Source organism: Actinoplanes sp. NPDC048988 (assembly GCF_043197815.1).
Lineage (GTDB): Bacteria > Actinomycetota > Actinomycetes > Mycobacteriales > Micromonosporaceae > Actinoplanes.
On the sequence record NZ_JBICTW010000001.1, the window covers coordinates 1,351,843 to 1,364,864 of the forward strand.

Here is a 13,022-nt window from a genome sequence, read left to right on the forward strand (position 1 = left end):
TGCGGCGAGGAGTTGCTCGGCGGTGGCCTTCTTCTTCGTAGCTGCGGGCACGCGGAGACGGTACCCGCCACCACCGACAGAAGCCGACCACCGTTAGGGTTCTCGCATGCCGAACGAGACGGTCCGGGTCGTCTACACCAAGTACGACGGTTCGGCCCACCGGGACTATCCGGCCCGCCGGTTCGACGAGGACGACCTCGGCGTGTGGGTGGGTGTCACCCGCGGCACGTCGTCGGTCTACCACGGCCGGCCGAGTGTCGAGCAGATCCCGTTCGTCCTGCTCATCCCCCATCACGCCTGGTGGACGGGCATGTTCAACCCGCCGCCGCGGACCAGCGAGGTCTACTGCGACATCACGACGCCGGCGCGGTGGGAGGGCGACACCGTGCACATCGTCGACCTCGACCTCGACGTGGTGCGCCGGCGTTCGACGGGCGTGGTCGAGCTGCGCGACGAGGACGAGTTCGCCGAGCACCGGGAGCTGTTCGGATATCCCGGCGATCTGGTACGGGAGGCCCACGCGGCCGCGGACAAGCTGATGGTGGCCCTGGGTGACGGCAGCGAGCCGTTCGCCCACCACTTCCACAAGTACCTACAGAAGGTCGCTGACTAGCACCTTCGTGGGGTTGAGCTGCTGGAACATGCCGGTGATCCGCCCGCCCGAGACGGTGAGCGCGAGCGCGGCCCGCAGCGGCCGCCCGTCGGCGTAACGGCCGGAGGCGTAGACCCCGGGCATGCCGTTGACCAGGGCCGGAGTGAAGACCGCGTCGTCGCCGAGCCGCTTGCCGGTGATGATGCCGAGGAAGAACCGGGCGACGTTGTCGGCGCCGACGACGGGGCGCCGGGCCGTATTGAACCAGCCGCCGCCGTCGCTGATCGACACCACGTCGGGCGCCAGCAGGGCGGCCAGTTCGCGGACGTCGCCGCCGTTCACCGCCTCGAGGAAGGCGGCCAGCACCCGGCGCTGTTCGGCCTGGTCGGTGGTGTGCCGGACCTGCCCGTCGGCGACCGCCCGGCGTCCGCGTGACCCGTGCTGACGCGCTGTCGCCTCGGTGCTGCCCAGGACCAGGGCGATTTCCCCGTACGGCATGGCGAAGGCATCGTGCAGCACGACGGCGACCCGTTGTTCGGGGGTGAGCCGTTCGAGCACCACGAGCAGGGCCAGGCCGACCTGGTCGCGCCGTTCGGCCTGCCCGGCCGGGTCGCCGTCGGGGTCCACGAACAGCTCCGGCAGCCACTGCCCGGGGTAGGCCTCGCGGGACACCCGGGCCGACTTGAGCACGTCGAGGCAGAGCCGCCCGGTCACGGTGGTGAGCCAGCCGCGCACATCCCGGACGTCCTCGTGCGCGTTGGAGTAGCGCAGCCACGCTTCCTGCACCACGTCCTGCGCCTCGGCGGCGCTGCCGAGCATCCGGTAGGCCACCGCGAACAGGTGCGGGCGGTGGGCCTCGAACTCCTCGACGGGCGGCATGGGGGAATTCTGAAGGAGATTGCCCTGCCGCGGGTAGCACATGTGACACAGTAAAAACGCACATTTTGGACTAATACGGATGGTGCGCTGTGAACGACGCCGTGACGATCGCGAGTGGTCTCACCGGGGTCGCGGCCGTGGCCGGAGCGGTCACGGCCGCGGTACGGGCCCGCCGGCCCCGCCCGTACCAGGCGACCGGGCACGCCATCGCCCGGCCGGCCGACCTCGACCCGCTCCCCGCGGTGCTGCGCAACGGCCTGGGCGGCCTGACCGTGCCGGTCACCCCCGGGCCGCACGGCGAGCTGTTCCTCGGCCCCGGCACCCCCCAGCCCGGGCGCACCCTGCGCCGGCTGGTACTCACCCCGCTCTTCGCGCGGATCGGGGCCCACGGTGGCCGGCTCGCCCAGGGGCAGCAGGTGCCGTTCCGGCTCACCGTCGAGTTCACCGGGGCCAACCGGGACGCCGAGACGCTGCTCCAGGCCTACCGCATGCTCGACCAGCAGCTGCGCGACCACGCCGCCCTGCTCAGCCGCGGCGACGGTGACGAGCTGACTCCGGGCGCGGTCACCGTCTCGATCGCCGGCATCGTCGACGTGCGCGAGCTGCTCGCGGCCGAGCGGGTGCGGTACGCGTTCGCCGAGGGGACCTTCGACGACATCGGCTCCCCGGCGGCGCCCGCGGGACTGGTCCCGATGATCAGTGAGCCGTGGAGCCGCCGGTTCGGGTGGGACGGACGCGAACCGATCTCGGCCGAGGAGCGTCACCTGCTGCACGCAATGGTGCGCTCGGCCCACGAGGACGGCCGTACGGTGCGAATCGCGGGTCTGCCCGAAGGGACCCGCCAAGCCCGGCGGGCGATCTGGACGGAACTGGGCGAGGCCGGCGTCGACGTCATCGCCGACACCGACCAGCGCGGGCTCGCCAAGCATCTGCGCCGCCACCCGGTCAGCCAGTGGGTGGCGCGCGAACCGCTGCCGACCCGGGCCGTCCGGCGTGCCTCACCCCGGCCCACGGCAGCCCGTGGCGATCGTCGCCGCGAGCCCGTTTAACAGGCGAACGAAAGGTAAACCACGGGAGGCCTTAGCATTCCTGGAGATCCATCCCCAGCTTGCCGATCGAGGTCGCCCCGTGAAGTTTTCATTCCGTCCCGTCGAGGGAGCCTTCTACGAGCTCTTCACGAAGGCGGCGCACAACCTCGTGAAGGGCACCGAGATGCTCAACGAGCTGGCGCTGCCCGGTGTGGACGTGCAGTCGGTGAGCGACCGGCTCACCGACGTCGAGCACGACAGCGACCAGATCACCCACGACCTGTATAAGAAGATCAACTCCACCTTCATCACGCCGTTCGACCGTGAGGACATCTACTCGCTGGGCTCGCAGCTCGACGACGTGATGGACCACCTCGAGGCGGTCGGCAATCTGCTTTACCTGTACGGGCTGACCGAGCTCCCGTCCCTGCCGCGCGAGATGCACGAGCTGGTGAACGTGCTCGACCAGCAGGCGAAGATCACCGCCGAGGCGATGCCGAAGCTGCGCGCCATGAAGGGTCTCGACGAGTACTGGATCGAGATCAACCGCCTCGAGAACGAGGGCGACCGGGCGTACCGCATGCTCCTGGTCCGGCTCTTCTCCGGTGAGTACGACGCGCTGACCGTCCTGAAGATGAAGGAGGTCGCCGACGAGCTCGAGGCCGCCTGCGACGCCTTCGAACACGTGGCGAACACGGTCGAGACCATCGCGGTCAAGGAGTCCTAGACCTTGTCGCCCGAGCTCATCGCCGTCCTGGCGGTCATCATCGCCGCCATGGCGTTCGATTACACGAACGGCTTTCACGACGCCGCCAACGCCATCGCCACCAGCATCAGCACCCGCGCGCTGACCCCGCGGGTGGCGCTCACGATGGCCGCCGTCGGCAACTTCATCGGCGCCCACCTGGGCGGCCAGGTGGCCAAGACCGTCGGCGACGGCCTGGTCACGCTGGAACCGGGCGTGCCCAGCCTCGGCGTCGTCTTCGCCGGCGTCGTCGGCGCCGTCACCTGGAACCTCATCACCTGGTACTTCGGCCTGCCCTCGAGCTCGTCCCACGCCCTGTTCGGCGGCCTGGTCGGCGCCACCCTGCTCGCCTCCTCCCTGGGCACCGTCCAATGGGGCAACATCGTCAGCAAGGTGCTGATCCCGATGGTCGCCTCGCCGATCGTAGGCCTGATCCTCGGCTTCCTGGTGATGGTCGCCATCATGTGGATCTTCCGGCGCGGCAATCCGGGCAAGCTGAACCGCGGCTTCCGGCACGCCCAGACGCTGTCGGCGGCCGCGATGTCCATCGGCCACGGCATCCAGGACGCGGCGAAGACCATGGGCATCGTCGTGCTGGCCCTGTACACGGGCGGTTTCCAGGACAGCCGCACCGACATCCCGTGGTGGGTCTACATCACCACGGCGACGATGCTCGCCCTGGGCACCTACTCCGGCGGATGGCGCATCATCCGTACCCTCGGCCGCAAGATCATCGACCTCGGCCCGGCCGAGGGCTTCGCCGCCGAGACGGTCGCCAGCTCGGTGCTCTTCTTCAACGCGTACGTGCTGCACGCACCCATCTCGACCACCCACACGATCACCTCGGCGATCATGGGCGTGGGCGCCACGAAGCGCCTGAACGCGGTCCGCTGGAACGTGGCCGGCAACATCGTCGTCGCCTGGGTGACCACGTTCCCGGCCGCCGGCCTGATCGCCTGCGGCGTCTACTTGCTGGTCCGCCCGCTGTTCGGCTAACTATCGGCCGGGGCGTCGTCGCCCAGGTCGGCCCGGAGCCGGTCGTTGGCCCGTTCGAGGGCGCTGAGCACGATCGCCCGCTCGGCCACGGTGGCCGACCCGATGATCTGATCGGCCAGGTCGTTCCAGGCGTCCTCGATACGCGGGATCAGCTTCAGCCCCGCCTCGGAGATCACGATCCGTACCTGCCGCCGGTCCCCCGGCACCGGCTCCCGCCGAAACCACCCACCGGCACCGAGCCGGGCCAGACTGCGGGTAGCCGTGGGCGGCTCGACCCCGAGCCGCCCGGCCAGCTCGGTCACGGTGATCCCGTCCGGTTCCTGAGCCAGCTGCCACAGCAACACGTCCTGGCCGGGGTGCAGCCCGAGCTCCCCGAGCCGCCTGGCCTTGGCCACCCGGTACAGCTGGCTCATCTTGTTCAGCGCCGCATTGACGCGCATGACCTCGACGCTCTTCACCATCGAAGGATAGCCAGCTAACGATCTTGCCGCAGCGTAACCCGATAGCCGGCTAACGACCGCACCGGTAAGTTGCCCGGGATGGACGCTGGTACTGAGGAACTGCGGGACGCGCATGACGTGCTGTCGGAGTGGTATGCCGAGAATCTGACCGGGGTGCTCGAGAGCATGCCCATCGAGCGGGCCATGCTCGACCTGTTCGCCGAGCTCACGGTGGCCGAGGGCACCGACGTCGCGGATGTGGGCTGCGGCACCGGCCGCCTTCTTCCTTACCTCGCGGGCCGGGGCCTGTCGCCGCGCGGCGTGGATCTCTCGCCTCGGATGATCGAGGTGGCGCGGCGGGACAACCCCGGCTTCGCCTACGAGGTCGCCGACCTGCGCGAGCTGCCGTTCGGGGACGCCTCGCTGGCCGGGGTGGTGTGCTGGTTCTCGCTGATCTACCTGGCGCCGGAGTCCCGGGTTCCCGCCTTCGCCGAGCTGGCCCGGGTCGCCAAGCCGGGCGGATATCTAGTGGCCGCCTTCAAGCACGGCGACGGCGCCCGGCACCGCAACGCTCCGGACAGCCGTGTCGCGAGCTTCGGCATCGACTTCGACCGCTATTGGCTCTCGGCCCAGGAGATGACGGACCGCTTCGCCGCCGCGGGGTTCACCCTGATCTTCGAGGGTCGCAACCCGCAGCCCGGAGGATCGGAGCCGCCGTACGGGTACATGCTCGTCCGCCGGACCGGATCAGGCCGGTGAGAGGCGCCAGGCCGGGACCGTCCCCCGGCCTGGCGAGTCTTCTCAGATCTGCCACCACACTGTGGTGTCCGGGGGGAGTTCGATCTCGGTGGGGGTGCCGTCGACGGGGCCGCTCGTCAGCAGGAGCTCGCCCGGCGGGGTGAAGCGGACCGGGGCCGCGCCCATGTTGACCGTGCAGCGGAAGCCGGCGCCCCGGTCGAGGATCAGCAGGCCCTCGGGGGCCTCCTGCCAGGTCAGGTCGTCGCCCGACAGCAGCTTGCGGCGCAGTGCCAGGGCGTCGCGGTACAGGGTCAGCGTGGAGCCGGCGACGCCGTCCTGGGCCTCGACGCTCAGTGCCGCCCACGAGGCCGGCTGGGGCAGCCAGGACGGGCCGCCCTCGGGGCCGAAGCCGTACGGCGCCGACGTGCCCGACCAGGGCAGCGGGACGCGGCAGCCGTCGCGGTAGCCGTCCTGGCCGGTCGCGCGGTGGAAGGCCGGGTCCTGGCGGACCTCCGGCGGCAGGTCGATCACCTCGGGCAGGCCCAGTTCCTCGCCCTGGTAGAGGTAGGCCGAGCCGGGCAGGGCCAGCAGCAGCAGCGACGCCGCCCGGGCGCGGCGCAGGCCGGCCACCGGGTCGACCTCGGTGGGCCGGCGGCCGGCGACGTCTCCGGTGAGGTCCTGGAGCAGGCGGTTGGTGTGGCGGACCACGTCGTGGTTCGACAGCGTCCACGTGGTGGGTGCGCCCACCGCCCGCATCGCGGCCAGGGAGGCGTCGATGACGGAACGCTGGGCGGTGGCCTCCCACGGGGTGGCCAGGTAGCTGAAGTTGAACGCCTGGTGCAGCTCGTCGGGGCGCACGTAGCCGGCCACCCGGTCCAGGGTGGGCGCCCACGCCTCGGCCACGGCGATCCGCTCGCCCTGGTACTCGTCGAGGATGCGCCGCCAGCTGCGGTAGATCTCGTGGACGCCGTCCCGGTCGAAGCACGGGCTCTCGCCGACCTCGAGCAGGTGCCATTCGGTCTCGCGGCCGATGTCGGGCAGGCCGGCCTCCTTGACCAGGCCGTGGGCCACGTCGACGCGGAAGCCGTCGACGCCGAGGTCGAGCCAGAAGCGCAGGATGGTGCGGAACTCGTCGGCGACCGCCGGGTGGTCCCAGTTGAAGTCGGGCTGCTCGGGGGCGAACAGGTGCAGGTACCACTGACCGTCCGGCACCCGGGTCCAGGCGGGGCCGCCGAAGATGGAGGGCCAGTCGTTGGGCGGGAGATCGCCGCGGCCGTCGCGGAAGTGATAGCGCTCGCGCAGCGGCGAGCCCGGGCCTTCACGGAGGGCCTGCTGGAACCACGCGTGCTGGTCGGACGAGTGGTTGGGTACCAGGTCGACGATCACCCGCAGGCCGAGGTCGTGCGCGTCGGCCACCAGGTCGCGGGCGTCGTCGACGGTGCCGAACAGCGGGTCGACGACCCGGTAGTCGGCCACGTCGTAGCCGGCGTCGGCCTGCGGCGAGAGGTAGAACGGCGAGAGCCAGACCGCGTCGACGCCCAGGTCGCGCAGGTAGGGCAGCCGGCTGCGGATACCGGGCAGGTCACCGACGCCGTCGCCGTTCGCGTCGGCGAAGCTGCGCGGGTAGATCTGATAAATGACAGCGGACCGCCACCACGAATCACTCATGATCGTGACCGTAGCAGGATTACTAACTCGTGTTACATCACCGGTTTAGCCGTTGAATCACGGACGATCAGCGTGGTACCGAGCACCTGGTGCGGATGTTGGTCCTCACCCCGCACCGCCGAGATCAGGAAGTCGGCCGCGGTCCGGCCCTTGGTCACGATCGGCTGCCGTACGGTCGTGAGCCGCGGCCGGAACCACGCCGACTCCGCCAGATCGTCGAACCCGGTCACCGACACATCGCCCGGCACCTCCAGCCCGAGCTCGGTGAGCGCGTCCACCGCCCCGTAGGCCAGCACGTCGGACAGGGCCAGGATCGCTGTCGGCCTCGGGTCGCGGGCCATCAACTCGCGGGCGGCCCGGTAGCCTTCGGTCCGCGACACCGGCACCTCGGCCAGCGCCACGTCGTCCATGCTCAGGCCCGCCCCGGCCAGGGCCTCGCCGATCCCGGCCAGCCGGCGCCCGAGCGGCCCGCGATAGCCCCGGGTCAGCGGCCCGGGGTCGATGGAGAGCACGGCCAGCCGCCGGTGGCCCAGCTCGAGCAGGTAGCGGGCCACCTCGTACGCCCCGCCGCGGTCGTCGACGTCGACACTCGGCGCGTTCTCGTAGCGGTCGCTGTCGATCAGCACGAACGGGGCGCCGCGCCGCTCCAGCTCGGCCACCTCGGCGCCCTCGGTCTGCAGGCCGCACACGATGAAGCCGTCGGCCGCCGCGACCGGGATGGCCTTGAGCACCGAGTCCTGCAGCGGCGGGCTGAGCAGGAGCGTGTAGCCCTCCTGGTCACAGACCTGGCCGACACCCATCAGGAAGCGGGCGTAGTACGGGTTCTCCAGCACCTGGGCCAGTTTCTGCGGCAGCAGGACACCGATGGAGTTGGTGGCGCCGGACTGCAGCATCTTGGCCAGCGGGCTGGGCGTGTAGCCGAGCTCGCCGGCGACCGCGAGAATGCGCTCGCGGGTCGCCGACGAGAGGCGCTGGGGATTGTTGAAGGCGAACGAGACGGCGGACCGGGAGACTCCAGCAGCCTTGGCCACATCGCTCGACGTCGGCTTGCCGCCGACCTTTCTCGACGGCATCAAGCCACCTTAGTAGACGACGCCGATCTCCTCGCGGATCGTGTCGAGCAGAGTCATGATCTCCAGCGTGGTGGCGTGCGGCATGAGCGGGCTCTCCTGCTCGCCGGCGAGGATGGCGCGCTGCACCTCGGCCGCCTCGAACTGGTAGCCGCTGCCCTCGAACGGGAACTCGAAGGTCTCCGGCTCCTTGCCCGCCCGGTGCAGCCGGAACGAGCGCGGCACGAAGAAGCCCGAGGGCAGCTCGATCCGCCCGTCGGTGCCGGTGATCGTCGCGTTGTTGCGGCTCTCGCCGTTGATGCTGCACGTGATCGCGGCGACCGCGCCCGGCTCGTAGCCGAGCAGCACGCCGGTGTTCTCGTCCACCCGCTCCGGGGTGAGGTGCGCCCAGGCCTGCACCGAGGCCGGCGCGCCGAGGATCAGATGGACCAGGTTGATCGGGTAGACGCCGAGATCGAGCAGGGCGCCGCCGCCCAGCTTGGGGTCGCGCAGCCGGTGCTCGGCGCCGAACGGGCCCTGCAGGCCGAAGTCGGCGTGGATCGCGCTGACCCAGCCGATCGCGCCCTCCTCGACCAGCTCGGCGATCTTGCGGATGGCGGGGTTGAGCCGCATCCACATGGCCTCCATGAGGAAGACGCCCTTGTCGCGGGCGGCCGCGATCACCTCGGCCGCGGTCAGCAGGTCGAGCGTGATCGGCTTCTCGACCAGGACGTGCTTGCCGGCCTCGATGCAGAGCAGTGCGGCCTCGGCGTGGAAGGCGTGCGGCGTGGCGATGTAGACGACGTCGACGTCCGGGTCGGCGGCGAGGTCGACGTACGAGTCGTGCGCGCGGGCGAAGCCGAACCGCTCGGCGAACGCGGCGGCGGTCTCCGCCGAGCGCGATCCGACGGCGGCGAGCTCGGCGCCGGGCACGAGCGGCAGGTCGGCGGCGAACGTGGCGGCGATCCCGCCGGGGCCGAGAATGCCCCAGCGAACCTTCTGTGCGGTCATGATCGCTACGCTATCTTTCGCGGGGCAGAAAGACAGCCGTCCAGTCCGGTTTAGGGTGGTGGGTGGGGCGGTTGGATGGGGAGGATCGAACGGTGACCGACTCGACACCGTTCAGCCTTCCACCGGCCATGGTCAAAAGGGCACGCGAGTTCCGCGGCACTCCGGCTCCGGTCCGCGACGCGGCCACCGTCGTGCTTCTGCGCCCTTCGGGCGATTCCTTCCAGCTGTACGTCTTGAAGCGCGCCACCACGATGGTCTTCGGCGGCCTGTACGCGTTCCCCGGTGGCGGCGTCGATCCGTCCGACCGCCCGGAGACGATCCGCAAGGACTGGTCCGCGCTGCTCGGCGTGCCCGATGAGCGCGCCCGGGCCGTCGTCGGCGCGGCCGCCCGCGAGCTCTTCGAGGAGGCCGGAGTCCTGCTGGCCGGCCCGATCGAGCAGCCCGACCGCACGGTGAGCGATGTCAGCACCGACGAGTGGGAGGCGGAGCGGGCCGCCCTGGCCGCCCGCGAGCTGACGCTGACCGAGTTGCTGAGGCGTCACGACCTGCGGCTGCGCGACGACCTACTTTTTCCCTGGGCCCGCTGGATCACGCCGGAATTCGAGCCGAGGCGCTTCGACACCTGGTTTTTCGTCTCTCTCCTGCCGGAAGGACAGACGGCCCGTGACGTCTCTGGTGAGAGTGACGGCACCCAATGGTCCGGCCCGGCAGCCGCGTACGACCTGGCCATGCTCCCACCGACGCGCTCGACCGTTGACTCATTACGACCGTACAAAAAAATAGCTGAAGTGGTCGCCGCCTCGAGCCGCCGCAATGCCGCGACGCCCGTTCAGCCTCGCGTGGAATTCACCGAAGACGGCGGCGCCCTGCTGCACATTCCTTAGCAGCAGGGCGCCTTCCATAAAAAGACGAACTCAGCCGAAGCGGCCGGTGATGTAGTCCTCGGTCTTCTTCTCCGACGGGTTGCTGAAGATCTTCTGCGTGTCGTCGTACTCGATCAGGCGGCCGGGGTCGCCGGTCTTGTCGATCGAGAAGAAGCCGGTCTTGTCGCTGACGCGGGCCGCCTGCTGCATGTTGTGCGTGACGATGATGATCGTGAAGCGGTCCTTCAGCTTGAACATCAGGTCCTCGATCGCCAGCGTCGAGATCGGGTCGAGCGCCGAGCACGGCTCGTCCATCAGCACGACCTGGGGCTCGACCGCGATGGTGCGGGCGATGCAGAGACGCTGCTGCTGACCACCGGAGAGGCCGGCGCCGGGCCGGTTGAGCCGGTCCTTGACCTCGTTCCACAGGTTGGCCGACTTCAGCGACTGCTCGGCCGCGTCGTCCAGCACCGACTTCTTCTTGACGCCGTTGAGCTTGAGGCCGGCCACCACGTTCTCGTAGATCGACATCGTCGGGAACGGGTTGGGCCGCTGGAAGACCATGCCGATCAGCCGGCGGACCGCGGTGACGTCCACGTCCGGGTCGTAGATGTTCTGGTCGTCGATGGTGAGCCGGCCCTCGATGCGGGCGTTCGGCAGCACCTCGTGCATGCGGTTGATGGACCGCAGGAACGTCGACTTGCCGCAGCCCGACGGTCCGATCAGGGCGGTGATCGTCTTGGGCTCGACGGTCATCGAGATGCCGTCGATCGCCTTGAAGTTGCCGTAGTACGAGCTGACGCCGCTCGCCTCGATGCGCTTGGCCATGGGGGGATACCTCTTAACGGAGACTCGAGCGGCGGGCGAGCAGCTTGGCCGCGATCGTCAGGACGAGAACGAGAGCGACCAGCGTGAGAGCGGCGGTCCAGGCACGGGCCGGAGCGTACTTCGAGGCGTCGCCGGCCTGCTGGTACACGAACAGCGACAGGGACTGCTGTCCACCCTCGAACGGGTTGAAGTTGATCGCGGCGGCGCCGCCGGCCACGAGCAGGACCGGGGCCGTCTCGCCGGCCGCGCGGGCGATGGAGAGCATGACGCCGGTGACGATGCCGGGCAGGGCGGTCGGCAGGACCACCTTGAGGATCGTCTTCCACTTCGGCACGCCGAGCGCGTACGCGCCCTCCCGCAACGGACCGGGCACCAGGCGCAGCATCTCCTCGGTGGACCGCACGATCGTCGGCAGCATCAGCACGGTCAGGGCCAGCGAGGCGGCGAAGCCGGAGAACTGCGGCGTCCCGTCGTTGAACCACTTGCTGACGATCAGCACCCAGAACGACAGGACGAACAGGCCGGCCACGATCGACGGGATGCCGGTCATGACGTCGACGAAGAAGCGGACCGTGGCGGCGAACTTGCCCCGGCCGTACTCGACCAGGTAGATCGCGCCGAGCACGCCGAGCGGCACGGCCATCAGCGCGGCGATGCCGACCTGCTCCAGGGTGCCGATGATGGCGTGGTAGGCGCCACCGTTGGCGTCGCGGGCGCCGATGTTGTTCATCGAGCTGCCGAAGAAGTCACCGTCCAGGCGGGACACGCCCTTGGAGACCAGCGTCCACACCACCGAGGCGAGCGGCAGGATCGCCAGCACACAGGCGCAGTAGATGGCGGCCTGCCACATGCGGTTGCGGGCCGCACGCGAGCCCTCGATGCGGCCGGCCACGATCTGGAGACCGATCAGGTAGAACACGACACCGAGCACGACGACCAGCACCCAGTTGCCGATGCCGGTGGGGAACACGATCGCCGCGGCGATGGCCAGGGCGACGACCGCGATGCCGACGTTGTACGCCAGCGGCAGCTTCTTGGTCCGGATGTTGTCCGGCGTCATGACGACCTCAGACGCCTCGTTCTGCAGAAGTGTCATGCCGCACTGTCCCGGAACTCGCGCCGACGGTAGATGATCGCCCGAGCGGCCATGTTCACCACGAGGGTGATGGCGAACAGGACGAGACCCGAGGCGATCAGGGCGCCGCGGCCGGTCTCGTTGGCCTCGCCGAAGGCGTTGGCGATGTTGGCGGCGATGGAGTTACCGCCGTTCTCGATGATGTTGAACGAGACGTTGAAGACGACGCCCAGGGTCAGGGCCAGGGCGATCGTCTCGCCGAGCGCGCGGCCGAGGCCGAGCATCACGGACGCGATCACGCCGGGCTTGCCGTAGGGCAGGACCGCGGTGCGGATCATCTCCCACTTGGTGGCGCCCAGGGCGAGGGCGGCCTCCTCGTTCATGGCCGGGGTCTGCAGGAAGACCTCACGGGAGAGCGAGGTGACGATCGGCAGCACCATGATCGCCAGCACCAGCGAGCCGAGCAGGACGGAGCGGCCGAACGGGCCGTCGCCGCCGAAGATCGGGATCCAGCTGAAGTACTTGTTGAGCCACTCCGAGAAGCTGCGGACCGGCTCCATGAAGACGTCGCGGCCCCAGAGGCCGAAGACGACACTGGGCACGGCGGCCAGCAGGTCGATCACGAAGCCCAGCGGCGTGGCCAGCCGCTTGGGCGCGTAGTGCGACAGGAACAGCGCGATGCCCAGGGCGATGGGCACGGCCACGATCAAGGCGATCACCGAGGTGAGCACGGTGCCGAAGGCCAGCGCCGCGATGCCGAAGCGCGGCGACGTCTCGTTCGGGAACCACTGTTTGAAGGTCAGGAAGTTCTCTTTGTCGGCGCTGATGGCCGGCGCCGCCTTGGAGATCAGGAAGATCGCGATGGCCACGATGATGACCAGCACCATCGCGCCCGCGCCGACGGAGAGACCGCGGAACCCGCTCTCCATCGAGAAGCGCTTCTTCCGGGGGAGGGCGCCACCGCCGCCGAACGGGGGTTCTTCGTAACTGCTCGGGGATACGCCGAGGCCGGCGACCTGGGTGTGGCTTGCTGTCGCACCCAGGTCGCCGGCGGTGGCGTTCTCCGAGCGGGAGGGGTAGTCACCCATCTGCTCGCTCGCTGTCGTCTCG

At 69.7% G+C, this 13,022-nt stretch carries 14 protein-coding genes; 6 read left to right on the forward strand and 8 right to left on the reverse strand.

Annotated features, from left to right (window positions below):
- The first annotated feature begins 106 nt into the window (after nucleotides 1–106).
- Nucleotides 107–613: a DUF402 domain-containing protein gene (locus ACGFJ7_RS06180; RefSeq protein WP_360247014.1), complete on the forward strand. Its 507-nt coding sequence runs from the start codon at nucleotides 107–109 to the stop codon at nucleotides 611–613.
- Here ACGFJ7_RS06180 and sigJ read toward each other — a convergent pair.
- Complete coding sequence (gene sigJ, locus ACGFJ7_RS06185; protein WP_392641111.1) at nucleotides 593–1,471, reverse strand: RNA polymerase sigma factor SigJ; 879 nt, start codon at nucleotides 1,469–1,471, stop codon at nucleotides 593–595. The two genes, ACGFJ7_RS06180 and sigJ, sit on opposite strands and share 21 nt — an antisense overlap.
- A gap of 89 nt (nucleotides 1,472–1,560) precedes the next feature.
- Here sigJ and ACGFJ7_RS06190 point away from each other — a divergent pair, with 89 nt between their 5' ends.
- The 3 genes from ACGFJ7_RS06190 (at nucleotide 1,561) to ACGFJ7_RS06200 (ending at nucleotide 4,240) form a co-directional block, all read left to right on the forward strand.
- Nucleotides 1,561–2,520: a hypothetical protein gene (locus ACGFJ7_RS06190; RefSeq protein ID WP_392641113.1), complete on the forward strand. Its 960-nt coding sequence runs from the start codon at nucleotides 1,561–1,563 to the stop codon at nucleotides 2,518–2,520.
- Between the two features lie 79 nt (nucleotides 2,521–2,599).
- Complete coding sequence (locus ACGFJ7_RS06195; protein ID WP_360247020.1) at nucleotides 2,600–3,226, forward strand: DUF47 family protein; 627 nt, start codon at nucleotides 2,600–2,602, stop codon at nucleotides 3,224–3,226.
- A 3-nt stretch (nucleotides 3,227–3,229) separates the two neighbouring features.
- A complete protein-coding gene (locus ACGFJ7_RS06200) occupies nucleotides 3,230–4,240 on the forward strand; it encodes an inorganic phosphate transporter (RefSeq protein WP_360247022.1) in 1,011 nt (336 codons plus the stop codon).
- Here ACGFJ7_RS06200 and ACGFJ7_RS06205 read toward each other — a convergent pair.
- On the reverse strand, nucleotides 4,237–4,698 hold the full coding sequence (locus ACGFJ7_RS06205) for a MarR family winged helix-turn-helix transcriptional regulator (RefSeq protein WP_392641115.1): 462 nt from the start codon (nucleotides 4,696–4,698) through the stop codon (nucleotides 4,237–4,239). The genes ACGFJ7_RS06200 and ACGFJ7_RS06205 overlap by 4 nt on opposite strands.
- An 81-nt stretch (nucleotides 4,699–4,779) precedes the next feature.
- Here ACGFJ7_RS06205 and ACGFJ7_RS06210 point away from each other — a divergent pair, with 81 nt between their 5' ends.
- Nucleotides 4,780–5,439: a class I SAM-dependent DNA methyltransferase gene (locus tag ACGFJ7_RS06210; RefSeq protein ID WP_392641117.1), complete on the forward strand. Its 660-nt coding sequence runs from the start codon at nucleotides 4,780–4,782 to the stop codon at nucleotides 5,437–5,439.
- A gap of 42 nt (nucleotides 5,440–5,481) precedes the next feature.
- Here the strand turns inward: ACGFJ7_RS06210 and ACGFJ7_RS06215 are convergent, their stop codons facing one another.
- Genes ACGFJ7_RS06215 through ACGFJ7_RS06225 form a run of 3 tightly spaced genes read right to left on the reverse strand, consistent with a single transcriptional unit; the run spans nucleotide 5,482 to nucleotide 9,146 of the window.
- Nucleotides 5,482–7,086: a glycoside hydrolase family 13 protein gene (locus tag ACGFJ7_RS06215; RefSeq protein ID WP_360247028.1), complete on the reverse strand. Its 1,605-nt coding sequence runs from the start codon at nucleotides 7,084–7,086 to the stop codon at nucleotides 5,482–5,484.
- Nucleotides 7,087–7,118: 32 nt separating this feature from the next.
- Nucleotides 7,119–8,159 (reverse strand): LacI family DNA-binding transcriptional regulator, encoded by a 1,041-nt coding sequence (locus tag ACGFJ7_RS06220; protein ID WP_360247030.1) that lies wholly within the window; start codon nucleotides 8,157–8,159, stop codon nucleotides 7,119–7,121.
- A 9-nt stretch (nucleotides 8,160–8,168) separates the two neighbouring features.
- Complete coding sequence (locus ACGFJ7_RS06225; RefSeq protein WP_392641120.1) at nucleotides 8,169–9,146, reverse strand: Gfo/Idh/MocA family protein; 978 nt, start codon at nucleotides 9,144–9,146, stop codon at nucleotides 8,169–8,171.
- A gap of 128 nt (nucleotides 9,147–9,274) precedes the next feature.
- Here ACGFJ7_RS06225 and ACGFJ7_RS06230 point away from each other — a divergent pair, with 128 nt between their 5' ends.
- Complete coding sequence (locus ACGFJ7_RS06230; protein ID WP_392641312.1) at nucleotides 9,275–10,030, forward strand: NUDIX domain-containing protein; 756 nt, start codon at nucleotides 9,275–9,277, stop codon at nucleotides 10,028–10,030.
- Nucleotides 10,031–10,060: 30 nt separating this feature from the next.
- Here ACGFJ7_RS06230 and pstB read toward each other — a convergent pair whose 3' ends face one another.
- From pstB to pstC, 3 genes are read right to left on the reverse strand one after another with little or no spacing between them, the layout of a single operon-like run.
- A complete protein-coding gene (gene pstB, locus ACGFJ7_RS06235; protein WP_360247034.1) occupies nucleotides 10,061–10,837 on the reverse strand; it encodes a phosphate ABC transporter ATP-binding protein PstB in 777 nt (258 codons plus the stop codon).
- Nucleotides 10,838–10,850: 13 nt separating this feature from the next.
- Nucleotides 10,851–11,897 carry a phosphate ABC transporter permease PstA gene (gene pstA / locus ACGFJ7_RS06240; protein ID WP_392641314.1) on the reverse strand — a complete coding sequence of 349 codons (1,047 nt, stop codon included), beginning with the start codon at nucleotides 11,895–11,897 and terminating at the stop codon, nucleotides 10,851–10,853.
- 32 nt (nucleotides 11,898–11,929) lie between these two features.
- Nucleotides 11,930–13,000 carry a phosphate ABC transporter permease subunit PstC gene (pstC, locus tag ACGFJ7_RS06245; RefSeq protein WP_360247036.1) on the reverse strand — a complete coding sequence of 357 codons (1,071 nt, stop codon included), beginning with the start codon at nucleotides 12,998–13,000 and terminating at the stop codon, nucleotides 11,930–11,932.
- Between the last annotated feature and the right edge of the window lie 22 nt (nucleotides 13,001–13,022).

Bases quoted from the DNA above. Each gene is read 5' to 3' on its own strand.
- ACGFJ7_RS06180 (WP_360247014.1), top strand. From the start codon at position 107: ATGCCGAACGAGACGGTCCGGGTCGTCTACACCAAGTACGACGGTTCG.
- sigJ (WP_392641111.1), bottom strand. From the start codon at position 1,471: ATGCCGCCCGTCGAGGAGTTCGAGGCCCACCGCCCGCACCTGTTCGCG.
- ACGFJ7_RS06210 (WP_392641117.1), top strand. From the start codon at position 4,780: ATGGACGCTGGTACTGAGGAACTGCGGGACGCGCATGACGTGCTGTCG.
- ACGFJ7_RS06215 (WP_360247028.1), bottom strand. From the start codon at position 7,086: ATGAGTGATTCGTGGTGGCGGTCCGCTGTCATTTATCAGATCTACCCG.
- ACGFJ7_RS06220 (WP_360247030.1), bottom strand. From the start codon at position 8,159: ATGCCGTCGAGAAAGGTCGGCGGCAAGCCGACGTCGAGCGATGTGGCC.
- ACGFJ7_RS06225 (WP_392641120.1), bottom strand. From the start codon at position 9,146: ATGACCGCACAGAAGGTTCGCTGGGGCATTCTCGGCCCCGGCGGGATC.
- ACGFJ7_RS06230 (WP_392641312.1), top strand. From the start codon at position 9,275: ATGGTCAAAAGGGCACGCGAGTTCCGCGGCACTCCGGCTCCGGTCCGC.
- pstB (WP_360247034.1), bottom strand. From the start codon at position 10,837: ATGGCCAAGCGCATCGAGGCGAGCGGCGTCAGCTCGTACTACGGCAAC.
- pstA (WP_392641314.1), bottom strand. From the start codon at position 11,897: ATGACGCCGGACAACATCCGGACCAAGAAGCTGCCGCTGGCGTACAAC.
- pstC (WP_360247036.1), bottom strand. From the start codon at position 13,000: ATGGGTGACTACCCCTCCCGCTCGGAGAACGCCACCGCCGGCGACCTG.